The sequence below is a fragment of the Paenibacillus nuruki genome (genome assembly GCF_963311185.1).
GTDB classification, from domain to species: Bacteria; Bacillota; Bacilli; order Paenibacillales; family Paenibacillaceae; genus Saccharibacillus; species Saccharibacillus nuruki.
In genome coordinates this window covers 2,497,207-2,516,763 of record NZ_OY725677.1, presented here as the reverse complement: position 1 = coordinate 2,516,763, position 19,557 = coordinate 2,497,207, and the positions used below count along the sequence as shown (strand labels likewise).

The window sequence follows — 19,557 nt, the reverse complement described above, 5'->3', positions numbered from 1 at the left end:
AATGCCGCTTTTGTTGATAAATCATTTTATTTAGAAGCAAAGTTCGTATCACGGATAGCTTGCCGTTGTACCCACAATAACCGAGAAAGCAACGTAATTGCTCCTACTGCAAGCCCGATACTCAATCCTATCCAATACCCGAAAGCACCAAAATTGGTATAGTTCGCAACAATATACCCTACAGGTAATCCAATAATCCAATATGAGATAAAAGTTAAAAAGAAAGCTGGGTTAACATCTTTATATCCTCGTAAAGCTCCTTGTACAGGAGTAGCAATCGCATCTGATATTTGGTAAAAAGCAGCATAGATCATAAAGTGAGCAATCAGGTCGATCAATACCGGATCAGACGAGTACAGTGCAGAAACCGATTGGCGAAAAGCAAGTAAAATCACAGCCGTGCATAATGATAATGCAAGAGCTAATCCCAGACCAAGCTTAGTATATTGCCTTGCATCCTTGAGGCGCTTTGCACCGACTTCATAACCGACCAGAATCGTCAAAGCTGTACAAATACTTAGCGGAATCATATAGAGGGTTGCTGCAAAGTTCTGAGCCGCCTGATGAGCTGCAATCGTCATTGTATCGTAGTTGCTCATAAATAGTGTTACACCTGCGAAAATAGCAACTTCAAAAAAGATAGCAAATCCCATCGGAATACCTAATTTCAAGATTTCGCCCCATTTTTGCAAAGAAGGGGAGTGCCATTTTTTAAACATCTGATCTTGACGGAAAGGTTCAGCGAGATGAATAACCAATACGGCTATTAAAAACACACACCAGTAGGTGATCGCAGAGGCTACACCTGCACCAATTCCGCCCAATTTAGGAAATCCGAATTTACCGAAAATAAGTAAATAGTTAATCACTACATTGATCGGTAGCGCACATAATGTAATTATCATCGAAAATCGTGTCTGTCCTAGTGCATCAATATAACTACGCAACACGGTATAAGCGAACAACGGCACGATGCCTGTAGATAAACATACAATAAATCCATGAGCGACTTCACGTACATAAGGTTCTAGACTCATTAGATCCAAAATGGGGTTCAATAATAGACCGCCTACAATGAGAATCACGATCGAGACGACTACAGATAATAACAAGGCTTGAACGACATTAAAGCTAATCTGCTTGCGTTGATTGGAACCGATCAGCTGAGACACAATAGGTGTAACAGCCACTAGAATACCACTAAGACCTGCTTGAATTGGAACCCATAAGCTAGAACCAATAGCTACACCAGCTAGATCTTCGGCACTGGCATGTCCCGACATATTAGTATCAAAAAAAGTCATCAATGATAAAGCAATCTGTGTGACCAGAATTGGAAACAATATTTTTAGAAACTGACTGAACTTTTGCAAAAGTGTAACTGTAGGGATCATAGTCTAACCTCATTTAATAGAATAAAGTAATATATGTATTCATCAATACAATCAAATAGTTACTATATAGGCATCATAGGCATCAAAATTATAAGTATCAAAAGTTGATTGTACAGGATAACGATTATTTTGAATAGTCAAAAAAAGAACCCGGAAAATGATCCGGGTTCTGCACTTTAAATGGTATAGCATTCCCAACATAAAATGATGATTAATAATCAGCGTTGGCTGTATAACGGTTACCTGCATTCCATAGCAAGTACTCATCGATACCTTTTTCATGCATCGCACGAATCTGGTCGTTAACTTCTTTAGCACCATACGATGTATAGTGGCCGCTACCTAACCAGCTTGCTGTAAAGTCTTGAATCCACGGACGAATAATCGGTGTTTGATCACCAAGTGGTTTTAACTTTTTCAATGTATCTTCCATCGAACCTTTAATCGTTGCATATGGGTTTTTGTCGGGATCTTTAACACCGAACCAACCTGTAGAGTAATGACTTGGATAGACCATTGGACTGATAACATCTACATTTTCTGAAATTTTCGTGAAATCTTGTCCGATACCTTCAGCCGCAGGAACAGAAGCTGCATAACCGAAAATATCAACAGAAACCCGTACACCTAGTGGAGCAAGCTCTTTACGAGCATATTGTACAAATTCAGCAATCACATCAACACGAGATTGTTTAGTTTTGGTAAATTTCAATTCAGCTTCATGATTTTCGAAGCCTTCAGGGAAACGAACATAATCAAACTGGATTTCTTTGAATCCCATCGCTGCTGCTTCTTTAGCCAATTCAATATTGTAATCCCATACGTCTTTATTATATGGATTTACAAAGTTATCGCCTTTAGCATTGCTCCATACTTGTCCATTGCTTTTTACAAAAGAAAGTTCAGGATGCTTTTTAGCAAGGATAGAGTCTTTGAACACAACAATACGTGCAATCGGATAAACATCATGCTTTTTCAAACGTTTCATCATCGCTTCTGGATCAGCAATAAATTTTTGCGGGCTACCCATTTCTTTCAACTTTGCATTTTTCGTCTTATACGTTATGTATCCAGCATCGTCTTTAAGATCAATAACCATAGCATTTAATGCTGTTTTGTCCAAAAGATCAAGCAGGGTAGTCATACGTGAACCACCAGCACTGTAAGCTGTAACGTATACGCCTTTTACTTTAGGTGCATCGACTTGCGGATCAATTTTGGCAGGAGGATTATCAGCATCCACCTCTGTTTGACTCATTTGACTGTGAATAGCCGCTTGATTCAAAGCGGATTGAAGAGTAGTTGTCTTTGTTGTACCTTGATCACTTTGACCACCACTAAGCGTTGTAGATGCGAGCAGCATAATTGCCCATAAGATTTCCATGTGTTAGCTCCTTCTCTGTATGTATAATCGTGACGTCATGTGGATTTACTTTTTAAGTATAACGGATGTCAATAAACTGTAAAGAACATAATTGTTACCGTTAGTATCTAAAAATATCCATCTTACATATTTAACCATGTCAAAGCATAGCTAAACAAGTATTAATCTTTTTTAGTATAAAACATAAAAATGCCACTTCCAACCCTCTATAGAAGAAGGTAGAAGCGACATTTCTAATATCGTTATAAGTTAATCTTATTGCATGAATTGCTGGCTTTGATTTTCGCAAATACTGTGTTGAATAATTTCCATAGCATCCTCTGGCTCCAAGATACGCAACCCATCACGTAAAACAATAACAGCGTTCAATTCTTGCTGTTTTAGGGAAGGCATCATATCAGGAAACCATTTCATGACGATTTGTGACAATTTGACCGTTTCCATTTCCACAATAATCACCCTTTCCTATTCTGGAATCATTACGCTTAATGAACGAAATCATTCTAATGAGAACTTTAGGAAAAGCATGGCTGTGTATCAAATGTTAGGGACTGAACACAAACTGCAACTAATAAAAAGGTAGAGGTGGCGTGTTTTTAGTCTACTATATATTACGACAAAAAGCGACTTTCAGTGTATAGCAAAACCAAAATAGTTTACATTTTTTTAATAAAACATCAAAACAATATTTTTTGTCGTCTATTACCCTTTACGGAAAGAACCCATAACTCCAACTGTTTCGACCATATTTACAAAAGCAGCAGGATCAGTTTCTTTAATAATTCTACGTAATTCTGCGAGTTCATAACGTGTGGTTACCGTCATTAACATATCTTTAGGCGTATGTGAGAATGCACCTTCTGCTTTGATCATCGTTACCCCACGCTGAAGAGGCATTAACTTTTCTAACAATAGATCAGTATGATTAGATACGATAAACAAAGTTACTTTGACATGACTAACATGAATAAGATCTAGTACCTTACCTGCAATATAAATAGAGACCATAGAAGCAAGTGCGATATTCCAATTATTCGACCAGTAACCCATAGCGAGTACAACCAATCCATTTAATCCAACAATCACATTACCGACCGGGAAATCACGATAGCGCGTAATAATGGAACCAAGAATATCGAATCCACCCGAAGAACCGCCGACACGGAAAGAAATACCTACACCTATTCCTATAAGTACACCACCAAATACAGCAGAAAGGAGTAAATCAGGTGCTGCTGCTTCAACGGGAATAATAGTCATCATCCATGTGGTTGCTGCGACAGAGACAATACTGAGCAAAATGTATCGTTTGCCAAGCAAAAACCAACCTGCAATCAACAGAGGTATATTGTATACAAAGTAAAGCAGGCTAATATTAAGCGGTGTAAAATAACCGGTTAACATAGCAAGTCCTGATACACCACCACTTAATAATTGATGGGGAATCAGGAACAGGTTAAACGCAGCAGCTGTGAATAAGGAGCCCAGAAAAACAACAAATAGGGCACCGATTTTTTTTGACACAAAAATCACCTCGGGTTGTAAGTTAGTAAGTTATGGAAAGTATACCTGTTAATTTATAAGAAGTATCTTTCACAAAAGTAATTATATTATGATTCAGCTAGTAATCATTGTGTATTTTGTGATATAATGATTTAGATATTCTTGAGTAGGGATGTTTTGCTGAATTATGTTGACTATTCTATAAACGCAAGACTGATTTATTTCATCATAGAAACTATTGAACAAAGGTATAGTTTATACTAACTACTGAATTATTCAATAGTTCATAACAAAAAAAGAATAAGTGGCGGTCCACAAGGCCTCCTGCGATGCAGGTATATACTACTCATTTGCTACTTAAGAATACAAACAAGTTGGTGGATTGTCCACAATATAGAAGGAGCACGAATATTTTGACTAAATTTGCAGATTTCGGATTAGATGAAAAAGTACTACAAGCGGTAATGGAGCTAGGTTTTGAAGAATCAACACCTATCCAAGCACAAGCTATTCCAATTGCTATGAGCGGCAGTGACATGATCGGACAAGCTCAAACAGGTACAGGTAAAACAGCAGCATTCGGCATACCCCTTATTAACAAGATCGAACGTTCGGAAGATAAAATTGTAGCTTTGATCATGGCACCAACACGTGAGTTGGCGATCCAAGTAGCAGAAGAAATTGAGAAACTAGCTCGCTTTAAAGGTATCCGTTCATTGCCAATTTATGGTGGACAAGATATCGTTCGCCAAATTCGCGCTTTGAAAAAGAAACCTCAAATTATCATCGGTACACCTGGTCGCTTGCTTGACCATATCAACCGTAAAACAATCAAACTTGATGATGTACAAACTGTAGTATTGGATGAAGCAGATGAAATGCTTGATATGGGTTTCATGGAAGATATCCAATCTATTTTGAAACAAGTTCCAGAAGAGCGTCAAACCATGTTGTTCTCAGCAACTATGCCTGCTAACATCAAACGTTTAGCGCAACAATTCTTGAAAAACCCTGAACATGTTTCTGTAATTCCAAAACATGTTAGCGCACCTTTGATTGACCAATCTTATATCGAAGTAAACGAGCGTCAAAAATTTGATGCATTGTCTCGTCTATTAGATATGGAATCTCCTGAACTAGCAATCGTATTCGGACGTACTAAACGTCGTGTTGACGAATTGGCAGAAGCTTTGCAAAAACGTGGCTATACAGCTGACGGTTTGCATGGTGACTTGTCTCAGAATCAACGTGATAGTGTAATGCGTAAATTCCGTGACGGTAGTATCGACGTTCTAGTAGCTACAGACGTAGCAGCACGTGGACTTGATGTATCTGGCGTAACTCATGTTGTAAACTTTGACTTGCCGCAAGATCCAGAAAGTTATGTTCACCGTATCGGTCGTACAGGACGTGCTGGTAAAGAAGGCGCAGCTTACTCTTTCGTAACGCCACGTGAAATGGATCATTTACACTTTATTGAGCGTGTAACAAACCAAAAAATCGCACGTAAACCTCTTCCATCTTTGGCAGAAGCGATTGAAGGTAAACAACGCATTACAGCTGAGCGCTTGCTTGAGCTAGTACAAGACGATACAACACCTTTGAACGAATATAAAGGTATTGCTATTCAATTGTTAGAACAATATGATTCTGTGAACTTGCTTTCAGCAGCAATCAAATTGTTAACTGGCGAGAAAAAAGATGCACAGGTTGATTTGACTCCAGAAGATCCAATTCGTGCAAAACGTCGTAAACCAGATGTTCGTTCAGGTGGACGTAAGCCAAGTGGTAGCTACAACCGTGGTGGAAGTAGCACTGGTGGATATAAAGGTAACAGTAGCAGCAGTGGTGGACGCGGTGGATACAGCAGCGGCGGAAGCTCTAGCGGTGGCGGATATAAAGGTAACAAAGATGCTGGACGTGATCGTAACAAACCACGTACAACTAGCAGCGAAAACCGTCGTCCAGCACCAAAACGCGACGATTCTTTCAACGCATAAGTAAATAACATCTTTGTATAAATAGGAGAGTCAGGTATAAAACCTGGCTCTCTTTTTTTATTTTTAACCAAGGCGAATTAGCGAAATACCATACATAATCAATCGACACTGGTATTATAATGAAGAGTTAGGTATATTTAATATGTGTAGGTTTCAGAGAAAACAGCGATATGATGAAATGCTGATGCAGACGTGAGGGGGAAGTTGATTTGGAATTTAGAGGGGTAATGGGTGGAATATACAGGCTATCCGAGTGGATTATGCGCTTAGCAGGTAGTAACCTATTATGGGTCATTTGTTCTTCACCATTTTTATTTTTCCTAGTAATGCGATTTATTTTTGGTCAATCCGGGTTTACAGCGAATGATATTCTTCAAGCTAATTGGGGAATGGGAATTATGGCACCGTTCACATTGTTTCCAGCGACAGCTGCTCTTTTTACAGTGGTTCGTAAATGGGTGATGGGCGAAGGCGATGTATCGGTATTCAAAACCTACTTTAGAGGATACAAAGAAAATTATAAACAGAGTATGTTAGGTGGATTCTTCTATACATTATTATTTGTTATTATGTATGTAGACTATACCGTTTATATGACTCAATTCCCGAATCTACAATTACTTGGAATCGTGATGTTGATTTTCTTACTGGTATTATTCGTATCTTTGTTCAATTTCTTCGCTATGATTGCTCACTATCATATGAAATTAAAAGATATTGTTAAAAATGCGATCCTTTTATCAATCGTTAGACCGTTTCGTCTGTTCTCGACATTGCTCGGTACAGTAGCTTTATTGTTTATCGGTACCAAATATCCTGTGCTATTTGTTTTCTTTTTAGCTTCAGGTATCGCGTGGTTTGCATTCTTTAACTTCTATGGCATGTTCCTCAAAATGCAAGAACAGTCTGAGAAACAAGCACTAGCAGATGAAGAAAAAGAATTAAAAGCAGATGAACAATTAGTGATTGGGGATCAGTCTCCTGTTGAGCAAGCCAAACAAATCAATGTTGAAAAGCAACCGACTTCAATGAACGATAATGTTAAAAAAAGCTTGACTAAAAATAAAGAACGTTAACATAGCCCGAACAAATAGTTATAAAAACTCATATTTTATTCCTTATTATCGTTCAAAAATAGATATCAGGAAAAAATGGTGTAAAGGTTTACAATTCGCTACACGAGGTTTATAATGAATTTACATCCTGCAATGTACGTTTTGATTATCTGTTGTTTTGAACCAATAACAATGTCTTGGGAGATTCAAATTGAACTGTAGCTGACCAGCCCTATCCATTGGATGCGGGGACTTCAAAAACAGTTTTGCGATCACCCACCTGCTACGCAGGTTCGAAGACAATGTAATCAGACGGCATATGCGGGACTTTTTAGTAGATTCATCAGTAAGCAAGAGGTTGGTGTAGTGTGAATGACCGAATTATTGAATACGAGAGCGCTCTAGCTACAGTTCTGTAAAAGAATTGATAGAATAGGGCGTTTTTCGTGTGCGCTTACATAATATTAGTTTTATTATTCAGGTACTAATGATACACTTATAATAAGGTAGGCTTCACATGTAAAGGAGGAAAAATCTTGTCGTTAAAGAGAACATTGGTGGGGATTATACGTAGCCAAGAAGGAACAGGCGATCGTGCCAAAGATCCTCAAATGAAAACAAGATATTACAATCTGTCCCGTGAAAGAGCATGGGAAGAAGTTTCTTCAACCCTCAAAAAAATTCCGGGTTATAAAGTACTGCATGAAGTTCCAAGTGTAGGCGAAATTATACTGGAGAAAAAAACAGGTTTTGGACGGACAATGGATATTACCGTATCGATTGTATCGGTAAGTCCTGTGCGTAGTGCCATCGATATTTATTCAGCTTCTCGTGGATCATTAGGTGATCTAGGAGCAAATTATCGTAATATCCTGAATCTCTTTGGTTCTTTGGATAAAAAGCTAGCACAATACAAAACAACCAGTACCTAATGAAGCCCATGCTTCATACATACGTATTTGGTATACGACTTCAAAGAAGCTTCCTATTCACATACCGTGAGTAGGAAGCTTCTTTTTTTGGAACGTTAACGATAGTGTACCGTAGTACTAAGGATTAGATTCTTACTGCGCAATACTTATTGAAGCTAGATTATAGCAATTGTTTGACGGCTGCAACTGCTTTATCATAGTCTGGATGTTCAGCCATTTCTGGCAAGTATTCAACATATTGAATAACATCGTTTTGATCAATGACAAAAATCGAACGCATATCAATTACAAATTCTTTAATCAATACACCATAAGCTTTGCCAAACGAGTTATCACGATAATCAGATAGAGTAACGACACGATCTACACCAGCTGCACCACACCATCTTGCTTGAGCAAAAGGAAGGTCTGCACTGATCGTCAGAACGATTACGTCATCGCCTAGTTCAGAAGCGGCTTCATTAAAACGACGTGTCTGTGCATCACATACACCTGTATCCAGAGAAGGAACCACACTAATTAATTTTACTTTACCTGTGTAATCGCTAAGTGTTGCTTGTTCAAGCAGGTTTTTGCTCAGATTAAATGCAGGAGCTTGATCGCCTACTTTAAGTTCAGGGCCAATAAGAGTAATAGGGTTTCCTTTAAAAGTAGCTATGCCTGTACGTTCTTGTACCATATCATATTGCCTCCTCATATCTTGCTATCATTTCGCAATCTTAACCAAAATTCATTATAATAGAGTGAGGGTAATAAATCAAAAATGCAGTTCACTACTATATTCAGTAAAGGAAGATCCTATGTTATTTGTCCGTTATGAGAATTGGAAAAGTTTTTTACGGTATTATCCAGTCACTTCTTTGATATTATTGATTAATGTTGCAGTGTTTATCTTTTTAAGCTTTAATGGCGGTTCAACTAATCCACAGACACTAGCTGATTATGGTGCTGTTACCAATGTACCTATGTATGATCAATGGTGGAGAGTGATTACAGCTATATTTTTGCATAATGGATTCAGTCATTTGTTATCGAATAGCTTTGGACTGATTGTATTTGCTCCACCGCTTGAACGTTTAATTGGAAGCTGGCGTTATGTAGTTCTGTATATGGCGAGTGGTATTATCGGAAATGTAATCAGTTTGGAATTATACCAACAATCGGCGAATAGTGTCGTGGCTGTTGGCGCATCAGGAGCTATCTATGGTATTTATGGAGCATTTTTATATATAGCGTTGTTCCAGCGTCAAATTATGGATGAGGCTTCTCGTAAGACGATGTACACGATTTTAGGACTGGGTCTTATTTTCACATTCGTTGTTCCGGGTATTGGCATCTGGGCGCATGTAGGCGGTTTAATCGCTGGATTCTTTATTTACGGATTGATGTTGCGATTGACTGGATTACGTGGACGATGGAGACGTTTGGCAGAAGCTTATGCCAAATCACTGTCTGAACAAGAAAATCGAAACAAAATGGAATGATCTTGTTCGATCTATATCACCAATCTTTAGTCGTTTAGATAAAATAAAGATAGAGTGTAAACAAACAAAAACCACTTTCTATACATCGAAAGTGGTTTTTGTTTGGAATCTATTGAATTTAATGATTAGACAGTCATCTGATAATAACGTTCTTAGTCACGGTTACCTGCAAACATAAAGACAAGGCGTAACAATTCAAGTACAGACAATAGCGCAGCCGCTACATACGTAAGGGCAGCAGCATTCAATACTTTACCTACACTACGTTCTTCTTCATTCGTTACATAACCTTCAGCAACCATAATATCTCTTGCACGGTTACTTGCGTTAAACTCAACTGGTAAAGTTACCAATTGGAATACAACAGCAGCCGAGAAGAAGATAACCCCAAGTCCCAAAAGACTAAATGAACTGAAAATAGCACCTGCAATAATTAAAAATGGTGCAATACCGGATGTGAAATTAACAACCGGGAAGATACGGTGACGAAGTGCAAGCATTGGATAATGCGTTTTGTGTTGAATCGCATGACCAATTTCGTGACAAGCTACAGATACAGCCGAAATACTGTTTTGGTAATATACATCTTCAGAAAGACGTACTACCCGATGAACAGGATCATAGTGGTCGCTTAGCGTTCCACGTACAGGTTCGATAGGAACATCTTGAAGACCATTACTATCTAACATATGACGTGCTGCTTCATAACCAGTAAGACCTCGTGCATTAGGAACTTCAGAATATTTCTTAAATGTACCTTTAACTCTAAATTGTGCCCAGATGGTTAATCCAAACGCAAGAATAATTAAGATCCAAAAGAAAGCATTAATACTCATTTCTCATTCCTCCATAGTATAGACAAATTACATCATGCCTGAACTTTGACCTAGCAGGAATTTTAACGCCTCGATACAGGCGGCACTTTGAGGAATCAGATTAACAAATGCACGTTTGGCTTGATTAGGCTTCATTTGTGAAAGTAAAGGTTCGAGTTCACGTACTTCGCGTTGCAATTGAAGCATGTGTTGTTCCAACTCGGTGAGTCGTTGCGTAACCTGTTCTTCGTCTGAAACCCGATCCCAGGCGTGCAGTTTATCTCTAATTTCATCAAGAGTGTATTTGTCCTGCTTTAACTTTGTTATACGTTCCAATCGTATTAAGGTTTCAAAACTATAGAGCCTATAGTTTTTTAAGGAACGACTTTCTGGTTGTATCAATCCGAGCTTAGTGTAGTAATCAACTGTACGTTCACTAATGCCGGCTGTTTTGGCTAATTCGCCGATCCGATAAAGTTTCATATCCCCAAGGTATCCACCCCCATTTATAGTCATGATCAAAACAGGATCCCTTGAGTTTGCATCCTGTTTGTTTATATTACAGGAATACAAACGTTGCAGTCAAACCATACAGTGTAACGTTATGCTTGCTTTTACATATTCTGTCACAGTATATGAAGGAAGACTTAAGTCTAGTATAATCACGATCCCTTAAATTTAGATGAAAATGATCTGAATACTATATAAATAGTATAAAAAGTAGTCATTATCATAAATATAAAAATACGTATAAAAATTAGGATCAAAATCGCTCAAAAGCTTGAATTCACTGCACTTTGACGATGTTAAACGGTAAAGAATTAAAGTAAGAGTAGATGTAAGAAACAAAATATTTTCAAAAATTGAAAATTAACTCTTGTTATTCTTTCATTATTCTGATTATAATGACATTAAGGATTTCACGACATGTGAAGTAATATTACATAAGGAGAGTGGGTTATATGAGAAAAAAATGGGCCGTTATGGGGTTAGCGGCATCAACCCTTCTTGCTTTTCCATTAAGTGCTTTTGCAGCAGCTGAGGTTACAACAGCTGAGATATCCACAGGACTTAACACGTTCTTCGTGTTCCTGGCGTTCGCACTGGTGTTATTCATGCAAGCTGGTTTTGCACTGTTAGAAGCGGGTTCAGTACGTATGAAAAATGCGGGTCACGTTGCAGGTAAAACAATTCTTACACTGGGTATTGCACTCATTGCTTTCTGGGCTTTTGGTTTTGGTCTTGGATTTGGTAATGGTAATGGATTTTTCGGGTATGAAGGATTTTTCTTAAGTGGCGAAGGAATGATGGGGTCGTTTGATGCACTATCTGGGCTTGGTATTCCAATCTCAATGATGTTCCTTTTCCACCTTGCTTTCGCAGCAGTCTCCTTATCTATTGCTTTTGGCGGATTTGCTGAACGTGCGAAGTTAAGTGTGTATATTATCTTCGGTATTTTGTTTACGGTTATTATTTACCCGATCATTGCTCACTGGGTATGGGGTGGCGGATGGTTAGGCGCTATGGAGATGCAGGATTATGCAGGTTCTACCGTTGTCCATTTGACAGGTGCAACAGCAGGTCTAGCCGCTACATTAATGCTCAAACCTCGTCTTGGTAAATACAATAAAGATGGTAAGCCTAATATTATTCCAGGTCATAACCAGATTTATTCTGTAGTCGGTGTATTTATTCTCTGGTTCGGCTGGATGGGCTTTAACCCGGGTAGTGCGCTATCTACATTAAATGATGGATTCTTCACTTATGTGGCGCTGACAACTAACCTTGCAGCCGCAGCAGGTGGTGTAGCCGCTCTATTGATCTCATGGGTTGTTTTTGGTAAAGCAGATATCCCAAGTATGTTAAATGGTGTGCTTGCTGCACTTGTAGCGATTACCGGTTCTTGTGCTTTTGTCGATGTATGGGCGGCTATCGTAATCGGTCTGGTAGCAGGTATTGTAACCTTCTTTACATCACAATGGTTTGAAAAAGCAGGAATCGATGATCCGATCTATGCGTTCTCTGTTCATGGTATTGCAGGTATGTGGGGAGCAGTCTCTACAGGATTCTTCGCTACACCGGAATTAGTAGAAAAAACAGGCGTTGGTTCTCCAGGATTGTTCTATGGTGGTGGATTCCATCAATTAGGCGTTCAGTTGCTAGGGATGATCGGTACATTTATCTTTGTTCTCGTGATCTCTCTTCTTATCTTATGGATCATGAAGTCGATCAATGGTATTCGTGTTACTGAAGAAGAAGAAATGATGGGTCTAGATATTAGTGAACATGGTTCTTATGGTTATCCTGAGCAAATGAGAGCATTAGGTGAAGATGCGCGCAAATAACGCTCTTTTCTCCAACATCATGAAGAAAGAGCAGTAGGGGATGAAGCTGATGAATGAATATTCTTTTGATCTTCCCTTGCGTGATCTTGCCGATGCTGATACTCCGCAATTATTGAAAGAAAAGCGCATATCGATGCAGACCGAATTGTATCAAGCTTTGCCGGATAGCGACACGCGTCAGTGGGTAAAGAAGGTCAATGAAATGCACGATCATGTAATGCAACAGGCAGTAGCCATTTGTGAAAAACAATTAAGTGAGGCGGGCTACGGTCCGCCTCCTGTTGCATATTCTTTTATTGTTTTCGGTAGCGCAGGGAGATTGGAATCTACACTTTGGAGCGATCAAGACAATGGATTGATCATAAGTGATGAACCTCATGAGGGCAAAGAAGATTATTTCAAACAATTTGGCAGTACACTTGCAGATATATTAGAAGCGATAGGTTATGAGAAATGTCAGGGAAAAGTGATGTGCTCTGAGCCGATGTGGCGTAAAACGCTAACCGATTGGCGTACTCAATTGAATACCTGGCGTAGTGATCTCAGTTGGGAGCCTGTTCGTAATTGGATTATCGCTTCCGATATGAGACATATGGCAGGGGATGCTGAACTTTCAAACGCATGGTTAGATACGTTATATGGAGGGATCAAAGAAACACCTCAATTACCAGCGGCAGTTTTGCGAAATACGGTTCGTCACAAAGCAACACTCAATGTATTGGGTCAGGTCGTGGCTGAACGATTTGGCGAGCATGCAGGTGATTTCGATGTAAAGTATGGTATTTATATTCCGCTTGTTAATGCATCACGTTATCTGGCATTACAACATGGGATCTATGAATCCTCTACACTAAAGCGTTTAGAACGGCTTATTCAATTAGAAGCAGCCACGTTATCGCTACTGGAAATGATGCAAGAAGCTTTTTTAACAGCACTGCGTATGCGTAATTCTACACCTGTACAGCAAGTGGATGGATTGTATATCGGTACTGGATTTATGCCGCAAAAAGATTGGAAACAAAGACCTCTTTTCCATGAGCTTCGAGATAGTCTGGGAACAGTGAAAAAAGCACATCGTGTACTTCAACGGCAATTACGCTTTTTAGAAAGGAGACGCTTATGAAAGAGCCAGTGAAAACAGCGAACAATGGTTTTTGGCGCAGTCTGCGTAGTGGTGGTGTTCCATCTGCTATTGCTTCCGTATTCGGTGCTCCTTCTGCACAGCAAATGGCTTTTATAAGATCTCTTTCTCGTGAACAGCGTCGCCCTGAAGTATTGTATATGCCACTGAGCAAGTTAGAGACCGTCGTTTTCGATCTGGAGACGACGGGATTTCATGCTCAACATGGAGATGAGATATTATCTTTCGGAGCGGTCAAAATGATTGGCGATGAAGTGACAGATGAACAATTTTATACGTTAGTAAATGCCAAAACCAATGTTCCTGAAAATATTACAGAGCTGACAGGTATTACCCAGGAAATGATTGAAGGTGCACCTTCGCTAATAGACGGGTTGCATGACTTTATGGCTTTTGTCGGTAGATCGGTATTAATTGCTCATGGTACAGGGCATGATAAAGCATTTCTCAATGCCGCTTTATGGAAAACATCCAAAATCCAATTAACACATCGGATACTGGATACAATGATGATCGGCAAATGGCTTAAACCTTCACTTGGTAGTTACGGATTAGATGAATTATTGGAAGAAGCACGTATTCCGATTACACTTCGCCATCATGCACTAGAAGATGCCAAAATGACAGCTTCGTTATGGGGAGAGTACCTTCGTCTAATGCGTCATAAACAGGTGGATACACTTGAAGATTTGTATGCCTATTTGAGTAATTTCTAAGATTGATTTCAAAGAAATTAATATGATTTAAACCAGTCTCAACGCGCAAGATTGCAATGTATACAAAGGTGTATCTGAGGCAGTTGAATCTGCTAAATTATCCGTGATCACTTGATAACCTGCTATAGCCAAAGATTGCGTATTGTAGGTATACAAATGGTCTTTGTGTACATGATCTTGATCTGAGATCATAAGCCATGAACGATCTATCCATTGTGGCTGATCAGATAAAGCAGTAGATGATGATCCAATTAGATAAATAGGGGTCAAAGCACCAAATTGCTGTAATTGAATAAGATCTATGGAAGAAGGTATAGGAGCAGACAATGGATGGGAATGAAAAATGCCGATCAAGTCAGTCTCTTGATAACAACATTGAACCCATTCGATAGGGTCAAACAGGAAGTGGTGCAGCGGGTCAGGTGCAACGTTGCGTAGCTTCCGATAGGATTCGATGCGCATACCTCCCGCTGCTTTTCTACCGAGCAATACCCCGCAGACTTCTGAGGATAGGGAACTGCTCATATGGTCGGTCAGTAGCTGTAGGGCTGTTGGACGAATGGAGATGTCAGTCTCCCTATCTGTGCGCAGCAGGTCTGCCATTGTATTTACCCCTCTCTTTATTGGACTCTCCATGCAATCAGGAGAGTCACTTTTTTTATTATAATAGATATGTATTTGTAGAACGTTTCATAAAATAAGGCTCTGCGACCTATATCCAAAAGATATACGATCCAGAACCTTATTTTTGATATTCATCATATAACTAATAGATACAGAAGTGGATCACGCTCTCTAACGCTATGAAGCATTACAGTGCGAAGTTATCGTAAACATCTTACAATCTCTTATTAATGGTTCACGATCCCATGAATAGAAGGGCCGTTAGATAGATTCTGATCAGGCAAAGCTTGTCCAATAAGAGCATAACGGATACTGTCTACCAATGCTTCCCAACTGGCTTCAATAACGTTAGCAGATACGCCGACTGTACTCCAAGTATTACTTAGATTCTGTGATTCGATCAATACACGGACTTTAGAAGCGGTTGCGTCTGCTTCATCTAATACACGAACTTTATAATCGGATAGATGCATTTCACGTAAATTCGGATAATGTTCAACCAAAGCTTTACGAAGTGCATTATCCAGTGCATTCACCGGACCATTACCTTCAGCGGCAGTATAAATACTGTCTCCACCGATTTTGAGTTTGACAAAAGCTTCAGATACAACAGCAGAACCTGCATTTTTTTCTACCAACATTTTGAACGATTCAAAAACGAATAATTCTTTAATTTCACCATTGGCTTCACGTAGCAACAATTCAAGCGAAGCATCTGCGCCTTCGAATTGATATCCTTGATGCTCCAAATCTTTGATTTTACCAATAATCTGTTTGGTATTTTCATTTTCAGGGTCAAGGATCAGATCCATTTCTTTCGCTTTAGAAAGGATATTGCTTTGTCCTGCTAATTCAGAGACAAGAATACGCTGTTTGTTACCAATTTTCTCAGGTTCGATATGCTCATAAGTTCTAGAATCACGCAAAATAGCAGAAACGTGAATACCTCCTTTATGGGCAAAAGCAGCATTTCCAACATAAGGCTGATTAATAGGCATATGCACATTCGCAATTTCGCTAACATACCTTGCTGTATTCGTTAATTGAGCCATCTGTTCGTTACTGATACAGGTATAATCCATTTTCAATTGTAGTGTAGGTAGGATAGAACAAAGGTTAGCATTACCACAACGCTCACCATATCCATTCATCGTACCTTGAATCTGTCTTGCTCCGGCTTGAACAGCGCTTAATGTATTAGCTACAGCTAGTTCGCAATCGTTATGTGTATGAATTCCTAGAGGAGCGCCGTCAAGTTCAAGATTTAATCTGGATACGATTTCATAAATTTCATGTGGAAGTGTACCACCATTGGTATCGCACATGGTTAACCAATCTGCACCTGCTTTGCGTGCTGTACGTAATACTTCTACTGCATATTCAGGATTGTTTTTGTACCCATCGAAAAAGTGTTCAGCATCAAAAATAAGTTCCATTCCTTGTTGCTTCAAATAGGAGATTGAATCTGCAATCATCGCTAGATTTTCTTCAAGTGTAGTCTGAAGTGCAGTATGCACATGAAAATCCCAAGACTTACCGACTAATGTAGCGGCTTGTGCACCGGATTCGATCATGCGTTTGAGATTATCATCCTGATGGGCAATACTCCCCTTACGACGTGTACTACCAAAGGCTGTGATTTTGGCATGTAATCCAAGTGTCTGTACTCGTTTGAAAAACTCAATGTCTTTGCCATTGCTTCCGGGAATACCGCCTTCAATATAATGAACACCAAGCTCATCAAGTTTTTTGGCGATTTTGAGCTTGTCATCTGCGGACAAACTGATACCTTCACCTTGAGTACCGTCACGAAGCGTAGTGTCGAAAATCGATATGGACTTTGACATAATGGGGAGTTCCTCCTTCATTTGTGCAAAAAAATGAATAGCTTTTTTTAGTGTTTCGTTAATCATTTGTGAAGTGGGGTGTCAATAAAGCATTGTTTTTTAGTATAATTTATTATTATATCACCTCACTTATGTAAGGGATACGATAATTTTGATTTTATTTAGTTTACTAGGAGGCAGTACATCATGCAATTACATATTCAAAAAGTTGAACAAAATAACAAGGTATTCACCCTTTATTATACGTCAGAACAACCTTTACCGTTTGATCCACACGATGTGGTCATGGTATCTGCGGGTGATTATGTAGTCGCAAGTGTGCGTGAATTAACAGCAGATGCGATTCAGCTATATATTTCAACAGACGAACCGCTAGAGTGGGGCGATCAAGTTGTGATCCAACTGGCATTTTCACCGACAGTATCGATTGTAGGGAGTAAAGAGATTATTGCCAAATTAGGGCATTTTCCTGACTTCGAACACGGTGTAATAACTGATCATACTATTGGTAAAGACAAAGTGGAGTTAGATGTTCAATTGGCAGAACCTTTTGCAGATCATACGATCAAGCTTACTTTTTTGGAAGCGACTGAGATTGAATTTTCAGCACCGGATATGGAGAAGAATGAAATCGCTGAGATGGATTTCCGTTATGATGAGACATTGATGGTCGTTGATATTGAAGCAGCAAGAGGCATGTCAGGTAGTTTCTTCTGTGGAGGCATCAAAGCAGAGTTGAAATCGTAAGCTCTATGGAAAGGTTACCTCAGACTTAAGAGGACGATCTTTGAAGAAATATATCTGTAAAGGAATAAAGGGGGATAGATATGCCTAATTTGGAAGATTATAATCAACCGTTATCCGATCAAATTGTAGCTATTGTAGAACAAGGAAATCGTTCTCACGAAGATCATAAATGGGATCAAGCGTTAGATAAATATACAGAGGCTTGGGAGTTGCTTCCAGAGCCTATAGCGCACTGGGATCTCACAGAATGGATTGCTTCATGTAAAGTAAGTATCTATATGGATCGTCAGGATTATCAACAGGCTCATAAATGGGCACTGCTTGCTCTAGAAGCAGTAAAAGATAATCCTAGACATACTTCAGCCCGAATAAATGTCGGTATAACCTGTTATGAGACAGGGGATACGTCCGAAGCATATACATGGTTTGAACAAGCCTATCAATTGGGTGGTACACGTGCTTTTCAAGGATTCGATCGCAAATATCTGCAATTCTATACACAGATAAAACAAACGGAAAAGGAGGAGACCCAATGACAGTTTCTTTAGATCAATTAACTATTCAAGATATTCCATGGAATCGGATCACTACGCCTTACGGGAGAGCGACAGAAGTTCCTCAAATGATCGCCAAAAGGAATTACAGTGATCTATCCAATATCGTAGAACATCAATCGACATTATGGCAGGTCACACCATGGTTACTATTCTTTTTGTTAAAAGAATTATCTCTTCAATCACCAGATGAAGTCAGCGCAGCAGAGATTGATTTGTATGCAGGAGTAATTGAAGCTCTTTCTGAACACGAACAGTTGGAAGATACTAAGCAGACACTGGACGCAATGCCTCTTTTATTAGAAGAAACGTATCTTTGGGATAACGATGATCAAGATGATGAATTAGAATGGGAAAATGAAGAACCTCGCGGATATGATTCAGAAATCTTTTTCAATTATTATGTCTACAGTTATCTACTTCTGAAGCAAGCTTTACCTATATTTGAAAATATTTCACGTTATACGACAGATCAAGATATGCAAAATACCCTACAGGACTGTATGGAGTACTTGGAATAAGGAGGGTCGATTGTGCAGTATATCAAATCGTTATTTGAAGATGAAATATACTATTTTGAAGTGGATGATCAACGGGTAGCTTATCGCCAGATTGTGATAGCAGAAGGCCAATCCAAAGTATCGATTGCGCCGGATTTTATGCTCGCTGAGAAAGAAGTTGATTTTGAACCGGATGAACAGATTGGTCTAATTGAATTTGAAATAATATGGGAATCTGCAATCTCATCCTATCGAAAGCAGTGGGATTATTACAAACAACAGTACTTGCCCGGTGATTCGGTAACAGGCATATTACGTATGTTCTATCCGCAAGGTTGTCTTATTCAATTGAATGAGCATGTGTATGCAATTGCCGATACAACAACATTGCCTGAACAGATGAATGGACAACCGATTGGAGTAGGATTAACGGTAACCGGTATTGTTAGTGGTTATGATGAGCAGAACTTATGGGTACAATTGGATCAATGTACGATCTATAGCTAGTCTATATCG

General features: G+C 39.1%; 20 protein-coding genes and 1 other RNA gene. 12 read left to right on the top strand and 9 right to left on the bottom strand.

What is annotated here, in order from left to right; translation table 11 throughout:
• Positions 1–26: 26 nt before the first annotated feature.
• From RCP16_RS11065 to RCP16_RS11050, 4 genes are all read right to left on the bottom strand, one after another.
• Positions 27–1,394 carry an MATE family efflux transporter gene (locus RCP16_RS11065; protein ID WP_308642419.1) on the bottom strand — a complete coding sequence of 456 codons (1,368 nt, stop codon included), beginning with the start codon at positions 1,392–1,394 and terminating at the stop codon, positions 27–29.
• A gap of 211 nt (positions 1,395–1,605) precedes the next feature.
• On the bottom strand, positions 1,606–2,778 hold the full coding sequence (locus RCP16_RS11060; protein WP_137222428.1) for a putative glycoside hydrolase: 1,173 nt from the start codon (positions 2,776–2,778) through the stop codon (positions 1,606–1,608).
• Between the two features lie 255 nt (positions 2,779–3,033).
• Positions 3,034–3,222 carry a hypothetical protein gene (locus tag RCP16_RS11055; RefSeq protein ID WP_175425148.1) on the bottom strand — a complete coding sequence of 63 codons (189 nt, stop codon included), beginning with the start codon at positions 3,220–3,222 and terminating at the stop codon, positions 3,034–3,036.
• A gap of 258 nt (positions 3,223–3,480) precedes the next feature.
• Positions 3,481–4,302, bottom strand: a complete 822-nt coding sequence (locus RCP16_RS11050) for a YitT family protein (protein ID WP_069327073.1) — start codon at positions 4,300–4,302, stop codon at positions 3,481–3,483.
• Positions 4,303–4,694: 392 nt separating this feature from the next.
• Between RCP16_RS11050 and cshA the strand changes: the two genes are divergently transcribed.
• From cshA to RCP16_RS11030, 4 genes are all read left to right on the top strand, one after another.
• Positions 4,695–6,281, top strand: a complete 1,587-nt coding sequence (cshA, locus tag RCP16_RS11045) for a degradosome RNA helicase CshA (RefSeq protein WP_069327074.1) — start codon at positions 4,695–4,697, stop codon at positions 6,279–6,281.
• A gap of 209 nt (positions 6,282–6,490) precedes the next feature.
• On the top strand, positions 6,491–7,357 hold the full coding sequence (locus RCP16_RS11040) for a YesL family protein (protein WP_083243412.1): 867 nt from the start codon (positions 6,491–6,493) through the stop codon (positions 7,355–7,357).
• Positions 7,358–7,478: 121 nt separating this feature from the next.
• Positions 7,479–7,668, top strand: a non-coding RNA gene (gene ssrS / locus RCP16_RS11035) — 6S RNA.
• A 204-nt stretch (positions 7,669–7,872) separates the two neighbouring features.
• Positions 7,873–8,268 carry a DUF1499 domain-containing protein gene (locus RCP16_RS11030; RefSeq protein WP_069327075.1) on the top strand — a complete coding sequence of 132 codons (396 nt, stop codon included), beginning with the start codon at positions 7,873–7,875 and terminating at the stop codon, positions 8,266–8,268.
• Between the two features lie 160 nt (positions 8,269–8,428).
• On the opposite strand, the gene tpx is transcribed toward RCP16_RS11030, so the two are convergent.
• Positions 8,429–8,947, bottom strand: coding sequence for a thiol peroxidase (tpx, locus tag RCP16_RS11025; RefSeq protein WP_273593627.1), 519 nt, complete (start codon positions 8,945–8,947; stop codon positions 8,429–8,431).
• Positions 8,948–9,068: 121 nt separating this feature from the next.
• Here tpx and RCP16_RS11020 point away from each other — a divergent pair, with 121 nt between their 5' ends.
• The gene (locus RCP16_RS11020; protein ID WP_308642418.1) at positions 9,069–9,752 is read left to right on the top strand and encodes a rhomboid family intramembrane serine protease; all 684 of its coding nucleotides are present in this window, start codon (positions 9,069–9,071) and stop codon (positions 9,750–9,752) included.
• Between the two features lie 152 nt (positions 9,753–9,904).
• On the opposite strand, the gene RCP16_RS11015 is transcribed toward RCP16_RS11020, so the two are convergent.
• Both RCP16_RS11015 and RCP16_RS11010 read right to left on the bottom strand, forming a co-directional pair.
• Complete coding sequence (locus tag RCP16_RS11015) at positions 9,905–10,588, bottom strand: zinc metallopeptidase (protein ID WP_137222434.1); 684 nt, start codon at positions 10,586–10,588, stop codon at positions 9,905–9,907.
• A 27-nt stretch (positions 10,589–10,615) separates the two neighbouring features.
• A complete protein-coding gene (locus RCP16_RS11010) occupies positions 10,616–11,050 on the bottom strand; it encodes a MerR family transcriptional regulator (protein WP_069327107.1) in 435 nt (144 codons plus the stop codon).
• A 479-nt stretch (positions 11,051–11,529) separates the two neighbouring features.
• Here RCP16_RS11010 and RCP16_RS11005 point away from each other — a divergent pair, with 479 nt between their 5' ends.
• The 3 genes from RCP16_RS11005 to RCP16_RS10995 are packed head-to-tail and all read left to right on the top strand — an operon-like array spanning position 11,530 to position 14,769.
• Positions 11,530–12,912, top strand: coding sequence for an ammonium transporter (locus RCP16_RS11005; protein WP_308642417.1), 1,383 nt, complete (start codon positions 11,530–11,532; stop codon positions 12,910–12,912).
• 40 nt (positions 12,913–12,952) lie between these two features.
• Positions 12,953–14,035 (top strand): DUF294 nucleotidyltransferase-like domain-containing protein, encoded by a 1,083-nt coding sequence (locus RCP16_RS11000; RefSeq protein ID WP_371748218.1) that lies wholly within the window; start codon positions 12,953–12,955, stop codon positions 14,033–14,035.
• Complete coding sequence (locus RCP16_RS10995; protein WP_137222438.1) at positions 14,032–14,769, top strand: exonuclease domain-containing protein; 738 nt, start codon at positions 14,032–14,034, stop codon at positions 14,767–14,769. The genes RCP16_RS11000 and RCP16_RS10995 overlap by 4 nt, the downstream gene beginning before the upstream one ends.
• 27 nt (positions 14,770–14,796) lie before the next feature.
• On the opposite strand, the gene RCP16_RS10990 is transcribed toward RCP16_RS10995, so the two are convergent.
• Both RCP16_RS10990 and cimA read right to left on the bottom strand, forming a co-directional pair.
• Positions 14,797–15,372 (bottom strand): M67 family metallopeptidase, encoded by a 576-nt coding sequence (locus RCP16_RS10990; RefSeq protein ID WP_308642415.1) that lies wholly within the window; start codon positions 15,370–15,372, stop codon positions 14,797–14,799.
• Between the two features lie 248 nt (positions 15,373–15,620).
• A complete protein-coding gene (cimA, locus tag RCP16_RS10985; protein WP_137222442.1) occupies positions 15,621–17,240 on the bottom strand; it encodes a citramalate synthase in 1,620 nt (539 codons plus the stop codon).
• Positions 17,241–17,426: 186 nt separating this feature from the next.
• Between cimA and RCP16_RS10980 the strand changes: the two genes are divergently transcribed.
• The 4 genes from RCP16_RS10980 (at position 17,427) to RCP16_RS10965 (ending at position 19,548) form a co-directional block, all read left to right on the top strand.
• Entirely contained in the window at positions 17,427–17,987 is a 561-nt protein-coding gene (locus RCP16_RS10980; protein WP_069327084.1) for an Imm50 family immunity protein, read from the top strand.
• A gap of 80 nt (positions 17,988–18,067) precedes the next feature.
• Entirely contained in the window at positions 18,068–18,523 is a 456-nt protein-coding gene (locus RCP16_RS10975; RefSeq protein WP_308642414.1) for a tetratricopeptide repeat protein, read from the top strand.
• The gene (locus RCP16_RS10970) at positions 18,520–19,062 is read left to right on the top strand and encodes a hypothetical protein (RefSeq protein ID WP_308642413.1); all 543 of its coding nucleotides are present in this window, start codon (positions 18,520–18,522) and stop codon (positions 19,060–19,062) included. Before RCP16_RS10975 ends, RCP16_RS10970 begins: the two co-directional genes overlap by 4 nt.
• A gap of 12 nt (positions 19,063–19,074) precedes the next feature.
• Entirely contained in the window at positions 19,075–19,548 is a 474-nt protein-coding gene (locus tag RCP16_RS10965) for a hypothetical protein (protein WP_308642412.1), read from the top strand.
• Positions 19,549–19,557 lie beyond the last annotated feature (9 nt).

Coding starts and splice junctions, on each gene's coding strand:
- RCP16_RS11065 (WP_308642419.1), bottom strand. CDS start 1,394: ATGATCCCTACAGTTACACTTTTGCAAAAGTTCAGTCAGTTTCTAAAA.
- RCP16_RS11060 (WP_137222428.1), bottom strand. CDS start 2,778: ATGGAAATCTTATGGGCAATTATGCTGCTCGCATCTACAACGCTTAGT.
- RCP16_RS11055 (WP_175425148.1), bottom strand. CDS start 3,222: ATGGAAACGGTCAAATTGTCACAAATCGTCATGAAATGGTTTCCTGAT.
- tpx (WP_273593627.1), bottom strand. CDS start 8,947: ATGGTACAAGAACGTACAGGCATAGCTACTTTTAAAGGAAACCCTATT.
- RCP16_RS11020 (WP_308642418.1), top strand. CDS start 9,069: ATGTTATTTGTCCGTTATGAGAATTGGAAAAGTTTTTTACGGTATTAT.
- RCP16_RS11015 (WP_137222434.1), bottom strand. CDS start 10,588: ATGAGTATTAATGCTTTCTTTTGGATCTTAATTATTCTTGCGTTTGGA.
- RCP16_RS11010 (WP_069327107.1), bottom strand. CDS start 11,050: ATGAAACTTTATCGGATCGGCGAATTAGCCAAAACAGCCGGCATTAGT.
- RCP16_RS11005 (WP_308642417.1), top strand. CDS start 11,530: ATGAGAAAAAAATGGGCCGTTATGGGGTTAGCGGCATCAACCCTTCTT.
- RCP16_RS11000 (WP_371748218.1), top strand. CDS start 12,953: ATGAAGCTGATGAATGAATATTCTTTTGATCTTCCCTTGCGTGATCTT.
- RCP16_RS10995 (WP_137222438.1), top strand. CDS start 14,032: ATGAAAGAGCCAGTGAAAACAGCGAACAATGGTTTTTGGCGCAGTCTG.
- RCP16_RS10990 (WP_308642415.1), bottom strand. CDS start 15,372: ATGGCAGACCTGCTGCGCACAGATAGGGAGACTGACATCTCCATTCGT.
- cimA (WP_137222442.1), bottom strand. CDS start 17,240: ATGTCAAAGTCCATATCGATTTTCGACACTACGCTTCGTGACGGTACT.
- RCP16_RS10980 (WP_069327084.1), top strand. CDS start 17,427: ATGCAATTACATATTCAAAAAGTTGAACAAAATAACAAGGTATTCACC.
- RCP16_RS10975 (WP_308642414.1), top strand. CDS start 18,068: ATGCCTAATTTGGAAGATTATAATCAACCGTTATCCGATCAAATTGTA.
- RCP16_RS10970 (WP_308642413.1), top strand. CDS start 18,520: ATGACAGTTTCTTTAGATCAATTAACTATTCAAGATATTCCATGGAAT.